Below are 16,028 nucleotides of genomic sequence, written 5' to 3'. Positions count from 1 at the left end.
GATCGTAGACCTTCACCTCGTCAGTTACCGCAGCATTAGTTAGAAGTATGGGGACAACACCCGATGTTTCAGCCCAGCCCCTAGCACCTCAGGTCTTAGGCATTGACTTAGGTGGTTCGGCGATTAAACTAGGTCGCTTTAGCCATGATGGTACTTGTTTGCAAGCCATGACTGTGCCGACTCCTCAACCTGCTCATCCAGAGGCTGTTTTAGCGGCAATGGTTGAGGCGATCGCTCAGCTTGATCCAGATGAGACTTGTTTGGCAATTGGCGTCGGAACCCCAGGGCCTGCCGATCGCCGAGGCCGCATTGCCAGGATTGCAATTAATTTACCCGGTTGGCAAGATATTCCGGTAGCAGATTGGCTAGAAGCAAAAACCGGGCGACCAACGGTAATTGCCAATGATGCCAATTGCGCTGGGCTGGGAGAAGCTTGGTTGGGAGCAGGTCAGCAGTTTCAGAACTTAATTTTACTAACCCTGGGCACAGGCGTTGGGGGGGCAATTATTTTCAATGGTCAACTCTTTACAGGCCCAGAGGGGGCTGCGGGTGAGTTGGGCCTGATTACTCTAAGGCCAGACGGTCCAGCTTGTAACAGTGGCAATCACGGTTCCTTGGAGCAATATGCCTCAGTGCAAGCGGTTCGGCGGCGAACTGGTCTAGAACCTATTGAGCTGGGATTGAAAGCGCAGGCAGGCGATCGCGATGCTTTGGCGTTTTGGCAAGAATATGGCCGAGATTTGGGAGCGGGCTTAACCAGCCTGATCTACGTTCTAGCGCCCGAAGCTGTAGTGATTGGTGGCGGAATTAGCGCCAGCGCTGAGTTTTTCTTACCAGCAGTCCAAGCGGAAATTCAGCGACGAGTTTTGCCGAGTTCTCGGGGGAACTTGCAGTTATTAAAAGCTCAACTAGGCAATCGCGCTGGGATGGTAGGAGCGGCGAAACTAGCGTGGCAGTTAATTGGTGCTTTTAGCAGTTAGCAATTCTGGATCAATTGAGCGACAGCATTTTTGTAGGGGTAGGTCTTGTACCTGCTCACCGTACGAAGGGCACCCACAAGAGATGCCCCTACCAGTGATACCCATTCATAAAAGCTAAGTGTCAACGACTACTTAAGGTAAGGTGTGCCCAGTGGATTTTTCCACGTAATCCATGACTTGCTGAAAAGCTTCGGGATGACCTTGCTGGTTCAAAATCATGTGCGTTCCCCCTTCTGGCAAGTAAAAGGACAACCTACCATTAGGGGTAAAAGCAAAGGCACTGACACGTTCGAGGTCAACTACATAAACGTTCCTCTCGTAATTAATTTTGACCCAATACCCCACAGCACTCCTCACTAAGATTGAAAGGGTTTTAGTCTGGAGCTTACGGTTGACTTAGGCTAGGCTCTAGCGATCGCGTAGCTTCACCTGCGTAGGTAGTTGCAGCTTGAATGAATCCCTTAAATAAAGGGTGAGGGGTACTGGGGCGCGACTGAAATTCGGGATGGAATTGAGTTGCCAAGAAGAACGGATGACCTGGCAGTTCCACAATTTCTACCAAGCGTCCGTCGGGTGAGGCACCACTGATGATATAGCCAGTCTCTAAGAACAAGTTACGGTAGGCGTTATTGAATTCATAGCGATGGCGATGCCGCTCGTAAATCACTTCTTCGCCATAGAGACTAAATGCGATCGTATTAGGCACAATGCGGCAAGGATATAAACCTAGCCGCATTGTGCCGCCTAAATCGACCACATCTTGCTGTTCTGGCAACAAGTTAATCACGGGGTTTTTAGCGTTGGGAGCAAACTCAGCACTATTCGCATCCTCAAGGCCAGCCGTGTGTCGCGCCCACTCGATCACAGAACACTGCATCCCTAGACACAAGCCAAAGAAGGGAATTTTCTTTTCGCGGGCGTACTGAATGGCACTGATTTTGCCGTCTACACCCCGTACTCCAAAGCCACCGGGGACAATGATGCCGTCAATATCTTGCAGATAGCTTTCGGCTCCGTAAGCTTCGATGTCCTCGGAGTTAATCCAGCGTAGATTCAGGTCTGCTCCTTGGGCGATCGCGCCATGCCGCAGCGCTTCAACAACAGAGAGATAGGCGTCGGTAAGCCGAACATATTTACCCACGATCGCAATGTTGACCGATTGACTTGGACGATACAAGCGATCGACTAGGGTTTGCCATTGAGTTAAGTCAGGTTGCCGCTGTTCTAGATGCAAAAGATCTAGCGCCTGCTGAGCTAAGCCTTCTCGCTCCAAAATCAGTGGGACTTCGTAGATGCTTCTGGCATCTGGCGAGGTAATGACACATTCAACAGGAACGTCACAGAACTCAGATAACTTGTCCTTAAGACCAGGATGTAAGGGGCGATCGCAGCGACAAACCAAAATATCCGGTTGAATCCCAATCGAGCGGAGTTCTTTCACCGAATGTTGCGTCGGTTTGGTTTTCATCTCCCCAGCTGCTGGAATCCAAGGCATCAGCGTGACGTGCATGTACAACACATTCTGCCGTCCCACGGCTTTCCGAAATTGCCGAATTGCTTCTAGAAAGGGCAGCGACTCAATATCCCCAACGGTGCCACCAATCTCCGTGATCACCACATCCGGATTCGTATTTTTTGCAACTCGTAAGATGCGCTCTTTGATCTCGTTCGTAATGTGCGGAATGACTTGGACCGTGCCGCCCATGTAGTCACCCCGGCGCTCTTTATTCAGCACGGCTTGGTAAATAGAACCAGTGGTGACACTATTGAGGCGAGACATGGAAGTGTCTGTGAAGCGCTCGTAGTGTCCCAAGTCTAAGTCGGTTTCCGCACCATCTTCGGTCACAAACACCTCACCATGCTGGAAAGGGCTCATGGTGCCAGGGTCAACGTTAATATAAGGGTCTAACTTGAGGATGGAAACGGAGTAGTCGCGAGACTTCAGCAATCGACCCAGGCTCGCTGCCACGATGCCTTTGCCAATACTAGAGACTACACCACCCGTCACGAATACAAACTTAGTCATAAAATTCTAGGAGCACAGCCTTCTGGAGAGCCACCCGTCAATTGTGCCACAGGCATGGCAGACCGCGTGGGAAGGGGAGTATTTTTTTGTACATCAATCTAGCTTTCGCGCTAAAGCTGAAAGGAGCGATCGCAGCGCCCGAACCGCTCATCCTGTAATTCGACCCTCGATAAAATCTCCACACCCCAATGAGTTGCCGTTAGGCTTGCTATGGAACGAACTAGTTAAACCGTATCCAGCAGTACTGACGTTAAGTAGTAAGCCATGAAATTCTATTTCTTGGGCATAGCTTTTTCAGAGCTTACTGTTACTACGAACATTTATGAGAACAGCACTTAAAGGGCATTGGAACCTAACTTCTGAGTGGCTGAAATTATTTCTCATAACTTTATTAATACTCGGCATCTTCTTCAGATTGGTTAATCTTGGCCAAAAAGTCTACTGGTATGATGAGACTTTTACTTCTTTGCGAATTTCTGGATATACAGAGGCTGAAATCGTCCAGCAATTTGCTGATGGCCGTGAAGTTAGCGCTGAAGATTTACAAAAGTATCAGCGCCCCAACTCTGAAAAAGGCTTATTCGACACGATTAAATCTTTAGCAATAGAAGACCCTCAACATGTGCCACTGTACTATGTGATGGCACGATTCTGGATGCAGTTATTTGGGGACTCATTGGCAGTAGCACGAAGTTTGCCAGCCCTGGTTAGTCTACTGGCTTTTCCTACAATCTATTGGTTGTGTCTAGAACTATTTAAGTCACCCTTAACAGGCTGGATGGCGGTTGCATTAATTGCTGTCTCACCTTTTCACTTATTGTTTGCTCAAGAGTCGAGAGAGTATAGTCTATGGACAGTGGCCACATTACTCTCAAGCGCAGTTTTGTTATGGGCGAATCGAGTTGGCACTAGGAGAAGTTGGGGAGCTTATGCAGCGACAGTAGCGTTTGGGTTTTATTCACATTTATCTTTTGCGTTAGTGGCGATCGCGCATGGACTCTACATATTTATAGTTGGAAGATTTCGGTTCAGCAAAAATTTAATTGGTTATGTGCTGGCCTCTTTATTAGGGTTTTCGGCTTTTTTGCCTTGGCTACCTGTCGTTATTAACAGTGCCGATCGCCTACCCCAGTTACTAGCGAAAAACGGAGCAAAACCCTTATCATTTTTCCTGGAACGCTGGACGATTAATATTAGTTCTGTTTTTGTGGACATCAACTTTCCTCATCGAGGAAAACGCTTGCTGATGGCAGCAATTTTGATTTTAATTTTATATTCAATCTACTTTCTAGGACAAAAAGCTACAAGGAAAGCTTTCTTATTTGTGCTTCTACTCATCGGTGTGACAGCGGTATTTCTAATAGCACCAGATTTTATCAATCAATCTTTTAGATCGATTACTAGTCGTTACATGATTCCTTGTTATTTGGGGATTCAAATAGCAGTTGCTCATCTATTTGCGACTCAAATTACTTCTGTCTCTAGTTCTATGACTGGTTCAATGCAGAGGCAGAAATTATGGCGATTAGGGCTGGCCGCGTTGCTGTCAGGTGGGGTTCTATCTTGTATCCTGATTGCTCAGTCGGAAACTTGGTGGAATAAGGGATCTAGCTATCATAATCCGCAGATTGCCAGAATTCTAAATCAAGCTAGTCAACCCCTGGTCATTAGCAACGCTAGAACTGGGGAAATTCTGTCGTTGAGCCATTTACTGGCTCCAGAAGTGCGACTCAGAATCCAACCTGCTTGCCACACTTGTAGCTCCAATTCTCTGGTATCCGACCCCAACCGTCTACTGAGTATTCCTGAAGGCTTTAGAAGTGTGTTCCTGTTCAAACCTTCGAAAAAGTTACGGAATATTTTTGAGGAAAAGTACAAGCTGGAGTCTATTCATAAAAGTAACGATCTGTGGCGATTGGAAAAAATTTGAACTCAGGTGGAGCGATACTGCTCTGCCTTCGTACAATTTGTCGTTATTCCAACAAAAAGAGCGGGAGTGGTAACTGTTTCTAGGACAGCCTTTCACTCCCGCTCTCCTCACCCTGGTAATAAGGGTGAACCGAATTACATCCCAATCGCTGTAGGGAATTTGTGATTCAGGCTCAGCTCTTTAACTTGAGTAAGCGTCCATTGGTAAGCAAGAGCAAACCAAGTTGCGATCGCCGTAGGCATTATCAATTCGGGCGACAGCGGGCCAGAACTTGTTTTCGCGGGTCCAAGTGGTGGGGTAAGCGCCTTGTTCGCGAGGATAAGGTTTGTCCCATTCTGCCGTCATTAGGGCAGCCGCCGTGTGAGGGGCATTCTTGAGCAGGTTGTTTTGTCGATCGACTTGACCCGCCTCAATTTCGGCAATTTCAGCTCGGATGGCAATCATGGCATCACAGAAGCGATCGAGTTCTTGCTTCGACTCACTCTCGGTTGGCTCCACCATGATTGTGCCTGGGACTGGCCAAGAGACAGTCGGTGGGTGGAAGCCATAATCAATCAAGCGTTTGGCAATGTCATCAACTTCAATGTCAGCCGTTCTCTTGAACTGCCGCAAATCCAAAATGCACTCGTGAGCCACCAAGCCGTTTTTGCCTTTGTACAGTCCTGGGTAGTAAGGCTCTAAGCGTTTGGCAATGTAGTTGGCATTGAGAATGGCAACTTGAGTCGCTTTGGTAAGACCAGTGCCGCCCATCAAGGCAATGTACATCCAAGAAATTGGCAGAATACTGGGGCTTCCCCAGGGCGCTGAGGCGATCGCCCCAATGCCTTGCTCGCTGCCAATCGGGACGATCGCATGTCCTGGCAAGAAGGGAACTAAATGCGGCATCACACCAATTGGTCCCATGCCAGGTCCGCCGCCGCCGTGGGGAATACAGAAGGTTTTGTGCAAGTTTAGGTGACAAACATCGGCCCCATAGTCACCCGGACGACACAGGCCAACTTGAGCGTTCATGTTGGCTCCATCCAAATAAACCTGCCCGCCGCTGGCATGGACGATCGCGCAGATTTCTCGAATCGATTCTTCAAATACTCCGTGAGTGGAGGGGTAAGTGACCATGAGCGCAGCTAAGTTTTCTTGATGCTGCTCTGCCTTGGCTTTGAGGTCAGCTACATCAATGTTGCCATCGCGATCGCAAGCCACCGGAACCACTTTCATCCCTGCCATCACCGCACTGGCGGGGTTGGTGCCATGCGCCGACTGCGGAATCAAGCAAATATGACGGTGAAAATCGCCGCGTTGCTCGTGATATTGGCGAATTACCAGTAACCCCGCATATTCTCCTTGCGAGCCCGCATTGGGTTGCAGCGAAATGCGTGCGAAGCCTGTAATTTCGGCTAACCATTGCTCCAACTGTTGGAAAAGAGTTTGATAGCCCTGGGTTTGCTCTAGCGGCGCGAAGGGATGAATCTGACCAAACTCAGGCCAAGTCACGGGGATCATTTCTGCCGTGGCATTCAGCTTCATCGTGCAGGAACCGAGAGGGATCATGGCTGTGGTCAGCGACAAATCCTTGGCTTGCAAGCGATAGATGTAGCGCAGCAGCTCAGTTTCGGAATGGTATTGGCTGAAAACTGGGTGGGCGAGATAGGTGCTAGTACGAGCAAAGCGATCGCTGAATTCAACCTTGGCTTCTATGGCCAACTCTTCCGGGGTGAAGTGAGGAGTTTGGTCGCCTGCAAAAACTTTGAATAGCGCCAGCAAATCATCGGCTGATGTTGTCTCATCTAGAGAAACACCGATGGTATGAACATCAATCAGACGTAAATTGATTCGATGGGCGCTGGCCCGTTCCACAATGTCTAAGGCTCGTTTTTCGGCTATATCCACACGTAAGGTATCGAAATAGGGTGCTGAACCCAGTTGATACCCTAACCGACTCAATCCTTCTGCCAGAGTCACGGTTAAGTGATGAATGCGTTGAGCAATGCGCTGCAAGCCACTAGGACCATGATAAACAGCGTACATACTAGCAATGACTGCCAGCAGCACCTGGGCCGTACAGATGTTGCTGGTGGCTTTATCTCGCCGGATGTGCTGCTCTCGTGTTTGTAGCGCTAAGCGTAAAGCAGGCTGACCTTGAGCATCCTTGGAAACCCCTACCAATCGCCCAGGAATTTGCCGCTTATAAGTGTCTTTGGTAGCGAAGTAAGCAGCGTGCGGCCCGCCGTAACCCAGAGGTACGCCAAAGCGTTGGGTACTCCCCACCACAATGTCTGCCCCAAATTCTCCTGGTGGCTTGAGGAGCGTCAAGCTGAGGAGATCCGCTGCGACAGTTACTAAGGCTTTAGCTTGGTGGGCGCGCTGAACAAAGTCCTGGTAATCGTAAATTGCGCCATCGGTGGCAGGGTATTGCAGGAGTGCCCCAAAAATCGGCTGGTCGAAGGCGAAGGTTTGATGGTTGCCTACCAAAATTTCAATGCCTAGCGCCCGCGCCCTTGTCTTCACGACTTCGATAGTTTGGGGATGGCAAGCCTCTGACACCCAAAATGCCTGCTCATCTCCCTTCGCTAGCCCGTAGCTCATCGTCATTGCTTCTGCGGCTGCCGTGCCTTCATCCAGCAGTGAAGCGTTAGCAATCTCCATACCTGTTAGGTCAATCACCATCGTTTGGAAGTTGAGCAGAGCTTCCAGGCGACCTTGAGCAATTTCCGGTTGGTAAGGAGTGTACTGGGTATACCAGCCGGGATTTTCGAGAATGTTGCGCTGAATTACAGGCGGGGTAATGCAGCCGTAGTAGCCCATGCCAATAAACGAGCGAAATACTTGATTTTCTGAGGCGATCGCTTTTAGCTCTTGCAGCAATTCATATTCACTGCGTCCCTCCTCGAGTTGCAGCGGTTGCTGGAGTCGAATTCCTGGGGGTACAGCTTTGTCAATCAGGGCTTCTAAGCTAGAAAAACCCAATTCAGAAAGCATTTGATCCACTTCCGCCGCGCTGGGGCCAAGATGGCGATCGACAAATTCGTCTGTTAGGGGTAGTCCCCCCTGAATTTGGGTAGGCTGAGCCGCGTGAGCACCACCATTGGTTCTTGGCATCTGAGATCCATTTACGGTTGCTTTAGAAACGGTCACGGGGTCGATCGCGGCTAGGGGGTCAGATTTAGAATGGCTCAATCCAGTTGCACCTTGCTCGTAGGTAGAAGGCTCGGACATGAAAGACTCTGGCATGGAACGTAGGGACACAAGAAGGTCATTTCTGACCATTTTGCAATAGTTTGCAATGGATAGTTGACCCTGATTTCACCAGAGTGAGCTTGTGTCTCTTCTATTCTTGCTCAGCAAACTTGACTATGCAGCGTCCAGAAGCGATCGCTTCTGCCAAGCCTTCAGAAGTCTTCCAATAAATTATGCGCCTTCGACTTGTTGGCGATATTCTTCAGCCGTTAGGACTTCATCTAGTTCTTCCGACTCATCAATCCGAATCTTCAGCAGCCAACCTTCACCGTAGGGATCTTCTGCAACTTGTTCCGGCGCATCCACCATTGTTGTGTTGCGCTCAATTACAGTCCCTGTCACCGGCGCATTGAGATCTTCAACAGCCTTGACTGACTCAACCGTACCAAAGGTCTCTCCCTTGACTAGCTTGTCACCAATCTCAGGTAGTTCTAGAAATACAATGTCACCCAGTTGATCGACGGCAAAGGCGCTAATCCCAATCGTAGCGATATCGCCATCTAAACGCACGTACTCATGGCTGTCTAGGTACTTTAGATCATCAGGATATTCAAAGGCCATACCAATTCCTCACCGGATACGTCACTACACTTCCAATAAGCTTGCAAGATTTAGTCGGTTCTGACAATGTCTTGGAGTCTATTTGGGCATAGTAGGAATTATTCTGCGGGTCTTATCGTCTTGCATCTCTTCACGTTAGTCCTCAATGAAGTCAAAAACACTCAAACGGCTGGTATTGGGTGAGTTTTCAGTTAAGCGCTTCGTCCGCTCCACCCTGTTGATCTATGCGGTTCTATGCTTTTACGCCTTCTTTTTGACCGATCGCCAAATTTTTCAACCGCAACCCACTAGCTACCAGGATACTCAAACGACTCTGAAGCTGAAAACCGCCGATAGTGCCTTAATTTCAGCGATTTATCTGCCCAATCCTCAGGCCCAGTACACCATTCTCTACAGTCATGGCAACGCCGAAGATTTAGGGGATATTGAGGCAACGCTGACCACGATTCACGAAGCTGGTTTTGCCGTGTTTGCTTACGATTACCGAGGCTATGGCACCAGCCAAGGTCAGCCTTCCGAGCAACATGCTTACCAAGATGCCGATGCTGCCTATACCTATCTGACCCAAAAGCTCAAAGTCCCAGCGAATCGGGTTATTGCTTTAGGTCGCTCAGTTGGAGGTGGTGTTGCCGTTGATTTAGCGGCTCGTAAACCTGTGGCTGGCTTGATTGTGGAAAGTTCTTTTGTCACTGCTTTCCGCGTGGTTACTCGCGTTCCAATTGTCCCGTTCGACAAACTTGCCAATATTGCCAAAATTCGCCGCATCCAATGCCCAATTTTGATTGTGCATGGCACTGCCGATGAAATCATCCCGTTTCAGCATGGAGAGCAGCTATTTCAGGCAGCGCGCCCTCCTAAGCAAAGTTTTTGGGTCGAGGATGCTAACCATGACGACCTAGTAGAGGTGGCTGGCCCGAGATATGCCCAGCAGTTACAAGCATTTTCTCAACTAGTAAAAAATTCGGAGGCAACATCCAAGTAGGAGAAAGCGATCGCTCCCCAGTCCTGAGTTAAGAGAAGCGATCGCCCTGATTCTTAAATGTTTGGGGCCAGTTAGACCGTAATCGCTGAGTCAGTCTGAGCGGCTCCCACGGCACCGGAGTAAACCAAACCTCGATGGGTATCAAGAGTCAGGATGGCACCATCCCGAATAATTTCGGTCGCATTCTTAACTCCGACAATTACGGGTACACCTAAGCGTAAACCAATCACTGCGGCGTGGCTGGTCAAACTATCGTCTTCAGTGATGATCCCAGCGGCTTTGCGAATCATTTCAACATAATCAACACTGGTGCAGGAAGTAACTAAAATGTCGCCCGGATTGAAGTTGCTGACTTCATTACTCGCGTGAGCTACTCGTGCCCGCCCACTAACTGAGCCTTGACCAATACCGATCCCTTTGCCCAAGACAGCCGTTACCACTTCCACCTTAATTAGGTCGGTGGAACCAGATACCCCTTGCAGGGTACCAGCAGTCATAACTACCAAATTACCTTCAGAGAGCAGCTCTTTCTCTTGAGCGACGTTGAGCGCGGCCTGGAAGGTTTGCCCAGTAGAAGGCAAATCCAGAACTAGCAGGGGTTTGACGCCCCAAACTAGTTGCAACTGTCGTGCCACATCGACATGAGGGGTAACGGCCAAAATGGGGGTATGAGGCCGAAATTTAGAAACGTTGCGAGCTGTGGCTCCCGTTTTGGTCAGCGTCATAATCGCAGAGGCATTTAGCTGTTCGGCAATGCGAGCAACTGCTTGGCTAATCGCATTGGGGATCGATCGCCCGTCACTGTCGAGGTTGCGGCGAATCTGCTCTTGCTCGGTACGAATCGCAATCCGGGCCATCGTTGCCACTGCTTCAATGGCATACTTACCAACTGCGGTTTCGTTCGACAACATAACGGCATCTGTACCATCCAGAATGGCGTTGGCTACGTCCGAAATCTCAGCGCGAGTGGGACGTGGATTGTTCACCATGCTGTCTAGCATCTGGGTAGCGGTGATCACCGGAATACCCAACCGATTCGCTGTGGCAATCAGCCGCTTTTGCAAAATGGGGACATCTTCGGCAGGTAGCTCTACGCCCAAATCACCCCGCGCCACCATCACGCCATCACAGAGGCAAAGAACATCTTCCATCTGCTCAATGGCTTCGTGCTTCTCAATCTTGGCGATTACCGGGACTTGCTTACCTGCGTTGGAAATTAATTCTTTGATCTCCAACACATCCTGGGGATTGCGGACAAAACTGAGGGCGATCCAATCAACTCCTTGATCAAGCCCAAACATCAAATCTTTCCGGTCTTTATCGGTCAATGCCTTGATCGACAGATAAACTCCTGGAAAATTAACGCCCTTGTTGTTGGAAAGGACGCCACCGACTACAACTTCGCAATGCAATTCTTTGCGATCGCGGTCTACTTTCTCGACTCGCATTTCCACTTTGCCGTCGTCGAGCAAAATAGTAGCCCCTTCAGGCACTTCCTCGGCTAGCGGCTCATACGTCACAGAGCTGATTTCATGGGTGCCAGGAACAGCGTGACTAGTCAATGTGAAGCGATCGCCACGCTTGAGAGTAATAGAACCGTCTTCAAAGCGGCCTAAACGAATTTTGGGTCCTTGGAGATCTTGCAAAATTCCGACAGGTTGATTCAGCTCAAAAGAAATCTGCCGAATCAGCCGAATGCTGCGTTGATGATCTTCATGCGTCCCATGAGAAAAGTTAAGACGCAGAGTGGTTGCACCCGCTTCAATCAGGGCGCGTAGAACTTCTGGGCTACTAGTGGCGGGGCCAATCGTTGCGACGATTTTTGTCCGACGCGGAGAGTTACGCAGTTGCATGGATTCCAAGAAGGTAAAAATAGACTGAAGGAGACCCTACCGCTGATGTCCTCAGGATACTGGCTTAGCGGTGACTTGCTGCACTTTCCAGCCTAGGCATGGAATGAAATCCCGAAGTGAGGTGCAACAAGAAAATAACTCTAAACTATCAATAGTCGCATGCGTTGATAGCAAAGAGTTAACGGTTGAGAAAAATGCTGTTGCCTCTTGGCAAGGCGGCAACAGGGATACTACCACGTTTGGCTAGTCCCTTTTGCAAAACCTGCAAGGGCAAGCGACAGAATCTTTAGGTGCCTTCAGTCTTTATGGTGCGTTCCATCGGGTTTAGTAGGTTAGCTGTTCGGTGCGCTAAAAATACTAATTTGCAAAACCCACCCTGTTTTAATTTTTACCTAACGAAAATTGGCTGGATTGAGGCGAGGATTGTTGCGAGTAGACATACCTTGACCTAGCTTGCTGCCTGTTCCACCATCAGCGGGATCAAGGAAGGGCCGCAAGTTGATGTTGCTAGAGCGCTCCTGCCGCCTGCCTAGAAGCGAGACACCTAAGTTCGCCAATTCGTCCAGCTTGTCACCCCCTCGGCTACTGCCGCTTATAGAACTATTGCCTACACGACTACTACCTACAAACGTATTAGCTGCTTGAGTTTGTTGGCCGCTGTCAGCAATCGTCAAGTTTTGGAAGACGCGATCGCGAGTCGTCAGCGGGTCTTGATTTGGCGGGACTGTCAGAACGATGCGACAAGTTGAATTTTTCTCGGTGGTAACACAAACTGTGTTGTAGTTATTTTCCACCGCTGTTCGCATTTCCTGTAGGCCATCAGGACGGTAGAGCTCTAAGCGACGGCTGATTTCTTGACAACGAGCTTGAGGAGTCCAACCACCGCCTAGTTGGCTGGGTGTCGCCCAGGGATAAGATTCGCTAGGACGGCTCTCTGGGTGATAAACCACCGTGTACTGGCCGTTGAGCATTTCACAAGTAAAGCGGGGTCTATTTGCCACGCTAGTTTGAGTAGAGCCGCTACTTGGGTTTGTCGTAGGTGTGGACTCCGAATTTTCAGGCTCTGTTTGTACTTGAATATCCTTTGATGCTGATCCGGAACTGGTAGGTGTGGCAGCGATCGCACTACCAGTCATCCCTGCGAACAACCCACCACCTAAGAACACCACAGCTCCTGTAGCCAAACTTGTAGCCTTAAAAGTAAGAAACGTTAGCTTGAAACGACCTTGAGAATTACCTTGAGATTGCAATAACACCATAATCAAAGCCTCTTCAGAGTGAATGACAACTAATCACCGCAACACCACCCCTGATGTAACAAAGTCCTGATGCACCTGATGCGACAGAGCACTCCTACAACCCTGATAACATTCAGACCTAGCATTTACATCGGAAGATCCGCCGACCTAGGAGGGTGATTTCACCGAGGCTTCATTGAAGTTGGGTTTCTGCTGAAGTGTTTAAAGCTGAGGTTGTCAGGCAACGTCCGTGAACTTCTGAGGTTAAATTGCTCTTGTTACTCTAAAATTGGCTCAAATTATTTAATTTGACGCTACTGTTAGCGCAGCTCTGATTAGATGAGCTAGTTTCACAAAACTTTATTATTAGGCATTCGTATCGTATACTACGCGAGGATGACCAACAAGGAGTATTGATAACGATGTCGGAGGCAGTAAAGCCCCTGACAGTGCCGAAGGAGTTAATGGGTCCTCCGGGTCAATTTAACCCGACGCTGCTAATGTTCCTGGCAGCGGTAGCCATAGAAATCCTGTCGATACTGGGTTACTGGTGTTGGGAATGGCTTGACTGGTGCTGCTTTAGCATGACTGTCATTGCTCTACATATGGTGGGAACTGTGATTCATGATGCATCCCACAATGTGGCACATCGCAATCGCATCATCAATGCCGTCATGGGACATGGCAGTGCCTTAATGCTGGGTTTTTCTTTCCCAGTCTTCACGCGCGTGCACATGCAGCACCATGCCAATGTGAATGATCCAGACAACGACCCCGATCACTTTGTTTCGACCGGGGGGCCGCTCTGGTTTATTGCGGCTCGTTTCATGTACCACGAAATTTTCTTTTTCCGCCGTCGGCTATGGCGGAAGTCCGAGTTATTGGAGTGGTTTCTCGCTCGCCTAGCCGTCGGTGCTCTAATTTACACAGCCTGCCAGCACGACTTTCTGGGCTACATTTTCAATTTTTGGTTTGTGCCTCTGGCAGTTGTAGGCTTAGCTCTGGGCTTATTCTTTGACTATTTGCCCCACCGACCTTTTCAGGAGCGCGATCGCTGGAAGAACGCTAGAGTCTACCCCAACCGGATTCTGAACCTGCTGATTATGGGTCAGAACTACCATCTGATCCATCATCTGTGGCCTTCTATTCCCTGGTACAACTATCAGCCTGCTTACTATGCCACTCAGCCTTTGTTAGACGCTAAGGGTTGCCACCAATCGCTGGGTTTATCAGAGACTAAAGACTTTTGGCACTTTGTGTACGATGTCTTCCTAGGCATTCGTTTTCATCGCCCGCGATCGCTGGAGTCTTCAGAGGTAAACACTCCTATAAGCCAAGCTAGCCCAGCCAACAGTAGCTTAGAGGTAGCTCAGGGCTTGGAAGTTCACAGTTAACCAGTCCAGTTAAACCCGGCTTAAACCACTAAAAAAGGGAGCAAGACTTAACTCTGCTCCCTTTTTTAGTGATTGAACTTAGTTAACGATGAGACTTAACGACGGGCGCTGCCAAGCCTGTTTGAGCCAAGATCCAATCGGGTCTTAAGCTCTTGGCTTGACGCAGATAGGGGTGATAGATTTCGACGTGTGGATTCGGAGTGTTGAAATGAATCAGGAAGCGAATGCAACGCTCTAAACTGCCTTCAACGTGCATTTGTTGCACATCTAGCAAAGGAACGTTCTGCCAACGGGGACGATCACGCGCTACTGAAGCCGGAAAGATGGCGTCCAAGTCGCGGGTAACTGAGAACGTCGCACTGATAATTTCTTCTGGATCGAGTTGATTATGAGCTTCTAGCTCATCTAACAGCTCAGCGACTGCTTCTCGAATTGCCTCAGCCGTATTTTCTGAGGCAGTTGTTGCACCACGAATTGCCCGAACTCTCCATTCCACGCCATCATCCTCCGTCATGTGATTAAACTAAGGTTCATCAAGTTGAATTTTTATGGCTCAGATTATCTAACCTGAGCGATCGCAACGATAACTGAAAATCTTGACAATGCGAGCCAATGTTAACAAAATCTAGGATTTTCAAGGCTTTAAATTGTCAATTGTGGGCAAGTGGTTCGCTAAGGTCGGTAAAGCCACAGAGGTAGACCACTGGTAGACAATTCAAACTCCATCCAATCGAGACCAGTCCTGACTCCTGAGCGAGTTTGACTAGTACTAGGAACAACACGACTCCAGAAGGGTTTGCGTTCTTCCAAGTTATAACAGCGGGTTTTTTCTGGATCGAGACCTGCAAGTTCTGCCGCCCAGCGACGAGCATCTTCTTCGGTGCCTAAGCGATCTACAAGCCCTAGTTCTTGGGCTTGCTCACCTGTGAAAACTCTCCCATCTGCAAAGCTTTTAACTGTATCCACCGCTAATTTGCGGGCATCAGCAACAGTCTGCACAAACTGTAGGTAGCTTGTGTCAATCAACGATTGCAAAATATGGGCTTCCGGCTCTGTCAGCTCTCGGTCAAAAGCCAAAATATCTTTGTAGGGACCAGATTTAATTACTTTGAAGGAAACGCCTACTTTTTCTAGAAGACGTTCTAAGTTATTGCCCCGCAGAATTACCCCAATGCTGCCAGTGATGGTACCCGGATTGGCGACAATGTAATTTGCGCCCATGCCGATGTAAACGCCACCTGATGCAGAAATATTGCCGAAGCTGGCAACAATTTTGATTTTTTCGCTCAGGCGTTTGAGGGCGCTGTAGATTTCTTGGGAGTCTCCGACAGTGCCACCAGGGCTATCAATTCGTAGGAGCAGAGCGGGAAATTCTCTTTCTTCTACGGTTTTGAGAGCTTCTAAAACTCGCTTGCGTGTCGCTCCTGCGATCGCCCCTGAGACTTCAATGCGAGCAATTTGTTTTCGAGACCGAGGCTTGAAAGGCCAAATCATGAGTAATTGAGAACCAGTACGAAATGATGTCAGTCAATTTTGAGGCGGAGACCGACTCAGACTGGTATGACAGCCCAAGTTTTCAGCTTTCCTCAAGGAGCTGAAGCTGACCAGCAGGTTAAAAGTATTGCACTGTTAGCTGGAGCGGTCTGACTCCTAGTGTGCCTTAATTCTTAGACGATTGGATTGAAAGTATTGGGGTTGCTACTGCTGAGACACTAGGGCTCTGCTGGATACAGAAACCTGATCGGTTGCCCAGAATCAGCCGTTTGCTCAAACTTCGGCACCACACTTATAAAACGAGACAGTAGTAAAACGAGTATGTTTAAATTAAGT

At 49.0% G+C, this 16,028-nt stretch carries 12 protein-coding genes; 4 read left to right on the top strand and 8 right to left on the bottom strand.

Features of this window, described 5'->3' with window-relative positions; translation table 11 throughout:
- Positions 1–47: 47 nt before the first annotated feature.
- On the top strand, positions 48–980 hold the full coding sequence (locus H6F90_RS14175; protein WP_190553071.1) for an ROK family protein: 933 nt from the start codon (positions 48–50) through the stop codon (positions 978–980).
- 132 nt (positions 981–1,112) lie between these two features.
- Here the strand turns inward: H6F90_RS14175 and H6F90_RS14170 are convergent, their stop codons facing one another.
- Both H6F90_RS14170 and H6F90_RS14165 read right to left on the bottom strand, forming a co-directional pair.
- A complete protein-coding gene (locus H6F90_RS14170; protein WP_190553070.1) occupies positions 1,113–1,325 on the bottom strand; it encodes a hypothetical protein in 213 nt (70 codons plus the stop codon).
- A 40-nt stretch (positions 1,326–1,365) separates the two neighbouring features.
- The gene (locus H6F90_RS14165) at positions 1,366–3,006 is read right to left on the bottom strand and encodes a CTP synthase (RefSeq protein WP_190553069.1); all 1,641 of its coding nucleotides are present in this window, start codon (positions 3,004–3,006) and stop codon (positions 1,366–1,368) included.
- Between the two features lie 322 nt (positions 3,007–3,328).
- Between H6F90_RS14165 and H6F90_RS14160 the strand changes: the two genes are divergently transcribed.
- Entirely contained in the window at positions 3,329–4,936 is a 1,608-nt protein-coding gene (locus H6F90_RS14160; protein WP_190553068.1) for a glycosyltransferase family 39 protein, read from the top strand.
- A gap of 180 nt (positions 4,937–5,116) precedes the next feature.
- Here the strand turns inward: H6F90_RS14160 and gcvP are convergent, their stop codons facing one another.
- Together gcvP and gcvH are read right to left on the bottom strand one after the other, a co-directional pair.
- Positions 5,117–8,164: an aminomethyl-transferring glycine dehydrogenase gene (gene gcvP / locus H6F90_RS14155; RefSeq protein ID WP_370588021.1), complete on the bottom strand. Its 3,048-nt coding sequence runs from the start codon at positions 8,162–8,164 to the stop codon at positions 5,117–5,119.
- A 177-nt stretch (positions 8,165–8,341) separates the two neighbouring features.
- A complete protein-coding gene (gcvH, locus tag H6F90_RS14150) occupies positions 8,342–8,731 on the bottom strand; it encodes a glycine cleavage system protein GcvH (RefSeq protein WP_190432818.1) in 390 nt (129 codons plus the stop codon).
- Between the two features lie 145 nt (positions 8,732–8,876).
- Here gcvH and H6F90_RS14145 point away from each other — a divergent pair, with 145 nt between their 5' ends.
- Complete coding sequence (locus H6F90_RS14145) at positions 8,877–9,713, top strand: alpha/beta hydrolase (RefSeq protein ID WP_190553067.1); 837 nt, start codon at positions 8,877–8,879, stop codon at positions 9,711–9,713.
- Positions 9,714–9,784: 71 nt separating this feature from the next.
- Here the strand turns inward: H6F90_RS14145 and pyk are convergent, their stop codons facing one another.
- Together pyk and H6F90_RS14135 are read right to left on the bottom strand one after the other, a co-directional pair.
- Positions 9,785–11,566: a pyruvate kinase gene (gene pyk, locus H6F90_RS14140; protein ID WP_190432821.1), complete on the bottom strand. Its 1,782-nt coding sequence runs from the start codon at positions 11,564–11,566 to the stop codon at positions 9,785–9,787.
- 392 nt (positions 11,567–11,958) lie between these two features.
- Positions 11,959–12,825, bottom strand: a complete 867-nt coding sequence (locus tag H6F90_RS14135; protein WP_242024470.1) for a COP23 domain-containing protein — start codon at positions 12,823–12,825, stop codon at positions 11,959–11,961.
- Between the two features lie 401 nt (positions 12,826–13,226).
- Between H6F90_RS14135 and crtR the strand changes: the two genes are divergently transcribed.
- Positions 13,227–14,198 carry a beta-carotene hydroxylase gene (crtR, locus tag H6F90_RS14130; protein ID WP_190553066.1) on the top strand — a complete coding sequence of 324 codons (972 nt, stop codon included), beginning with the start codon at positions 13,227–13,229 and terminating at the stop codon, positions 14,196–14,198.
- Between the two features lie 82 nt (positions 14,199–14,280).
- On the opposite strand, the gene aroH is transcribed toward crtR, so the two are convergent.
- Both aroH and sppA read right to left on the bottom strand, forming a co-directional pair.
- Positions 14,281–14,712 carry a chorismate mutase gene (gene aroH / locus H6F90_RS14125; protein WP_190553065.1) on the bottom strand — a complete coding sequence of 144 codons (432 nt, stop codon included), beginning with the start codon at positions 14,710–14,712 and terminating at the stop codon, positions 14,281–14,283.
- Between the two features lie 158 nt (positions 14,713–14,870).
- Complete coding sequence (gene sppA, locus H6F90_RS14120; protein ID WP_190553064.1) at positions 14,871–15,692, bottom strand: signal peptide peptidase SppA; 822 nt, start codon at positions 15,690–15,692, stop codon at positions 14,871–14,873.
- Between the last annotated feature and the right edge of the window lie 336 nt (positions 15,693–16,028).

The sequence above is a fragment of the Trichocoleus sp. FACHB-591 genome, assembly GCF_014695845.1.
Lineage (GTDB): Bacteria > Cyanobacteriota > Cyanobacteriia > FACHB-46 > FACHB-46 > Trichocoleus.
This window is presented reverse-complemented; position numbering and strand designations above follow the sequence as displayed.

Excerpts from the sequence above, each read along its gene's own strand:
- H6F90_RS14175 (WP_190553071.1), top strand. The coding sequence starts at position 48 with ATGGGGACAACACCCGATGTTTCAGCCCAGCCCCTAGCACCTCAGGTC.
- H6F90_RS14165 (WP_190553069.1), bottom strand. The coding sequence starts at position 3,006 with ATGACTAAGTTTGTATTCGTGACGGGTGGTGTAGTCTCTAGTATTGGC.
- H6F90_RS14160 (WP_190553068.1), top strand. The coding sequence starts at position 3,329 with ATGAGAACAGCACTTAAAGGGCATTGGAACCTAACTTCTGAGTGGCTG.
- gcvP (WP_370588021.1), bottom strand. The coding sequence starts at position 8,164 with ATGCCAGAGTCTTTCATGTCCGAGCCTTCTACCTACGAGCAAGGTGCA.
- gcvH (WP_190432818.1), bottom strand. The coding sequence starts at position 8,731 with ATGGCCTTTGAATATCCTGATGATCTAAAGTACCTAGACAGCCATGAG.
- H6F90_RS14145 (WP_190553067.1), top strand. The coding sequence starts at position 8,877 with ATGAAGTCAAAAACACTCAAACGGCTGGTATTGGGTGAGTTTTCAGTT.
- pyk (WP_190432821.1), bottom strand. The coding sequence starts at position 11,566 with ATGCAACTGCGTAACTCTCCGCGTCGGACAAAAATCGTCGCAACGATT.
- H6F90_RS14135 (WP_242024470.1), bottom strand. The coding sequence starts at position 12,825 with ATGGTGTTATTGCAATCTCAAGGTAATTCTCAAGGTCGTTTCAAGCTA.
- crtR (WP_190553066.1), top strand. The coding sequence starts at position 13,227 with ATGTCGGAGGCAGTAAAGCCCCTGACAGTGCCGAAGGAGTTAATGGGT.
- aroH (WP_190553065.1), bottom strand. The coding sequence starts at position 14,712 with ATGACGGAGGATGATGGCGTGGAATGGAGAGTTCGGGCAATTCGTGGT.
- sppA (WP_190553064.1), bottom strand. The coding sequence starts at position 15,692 with ATGATTTGGCCTTTCAAGCCTCGGTCTCGAAAACAAATTGCTCGCATT.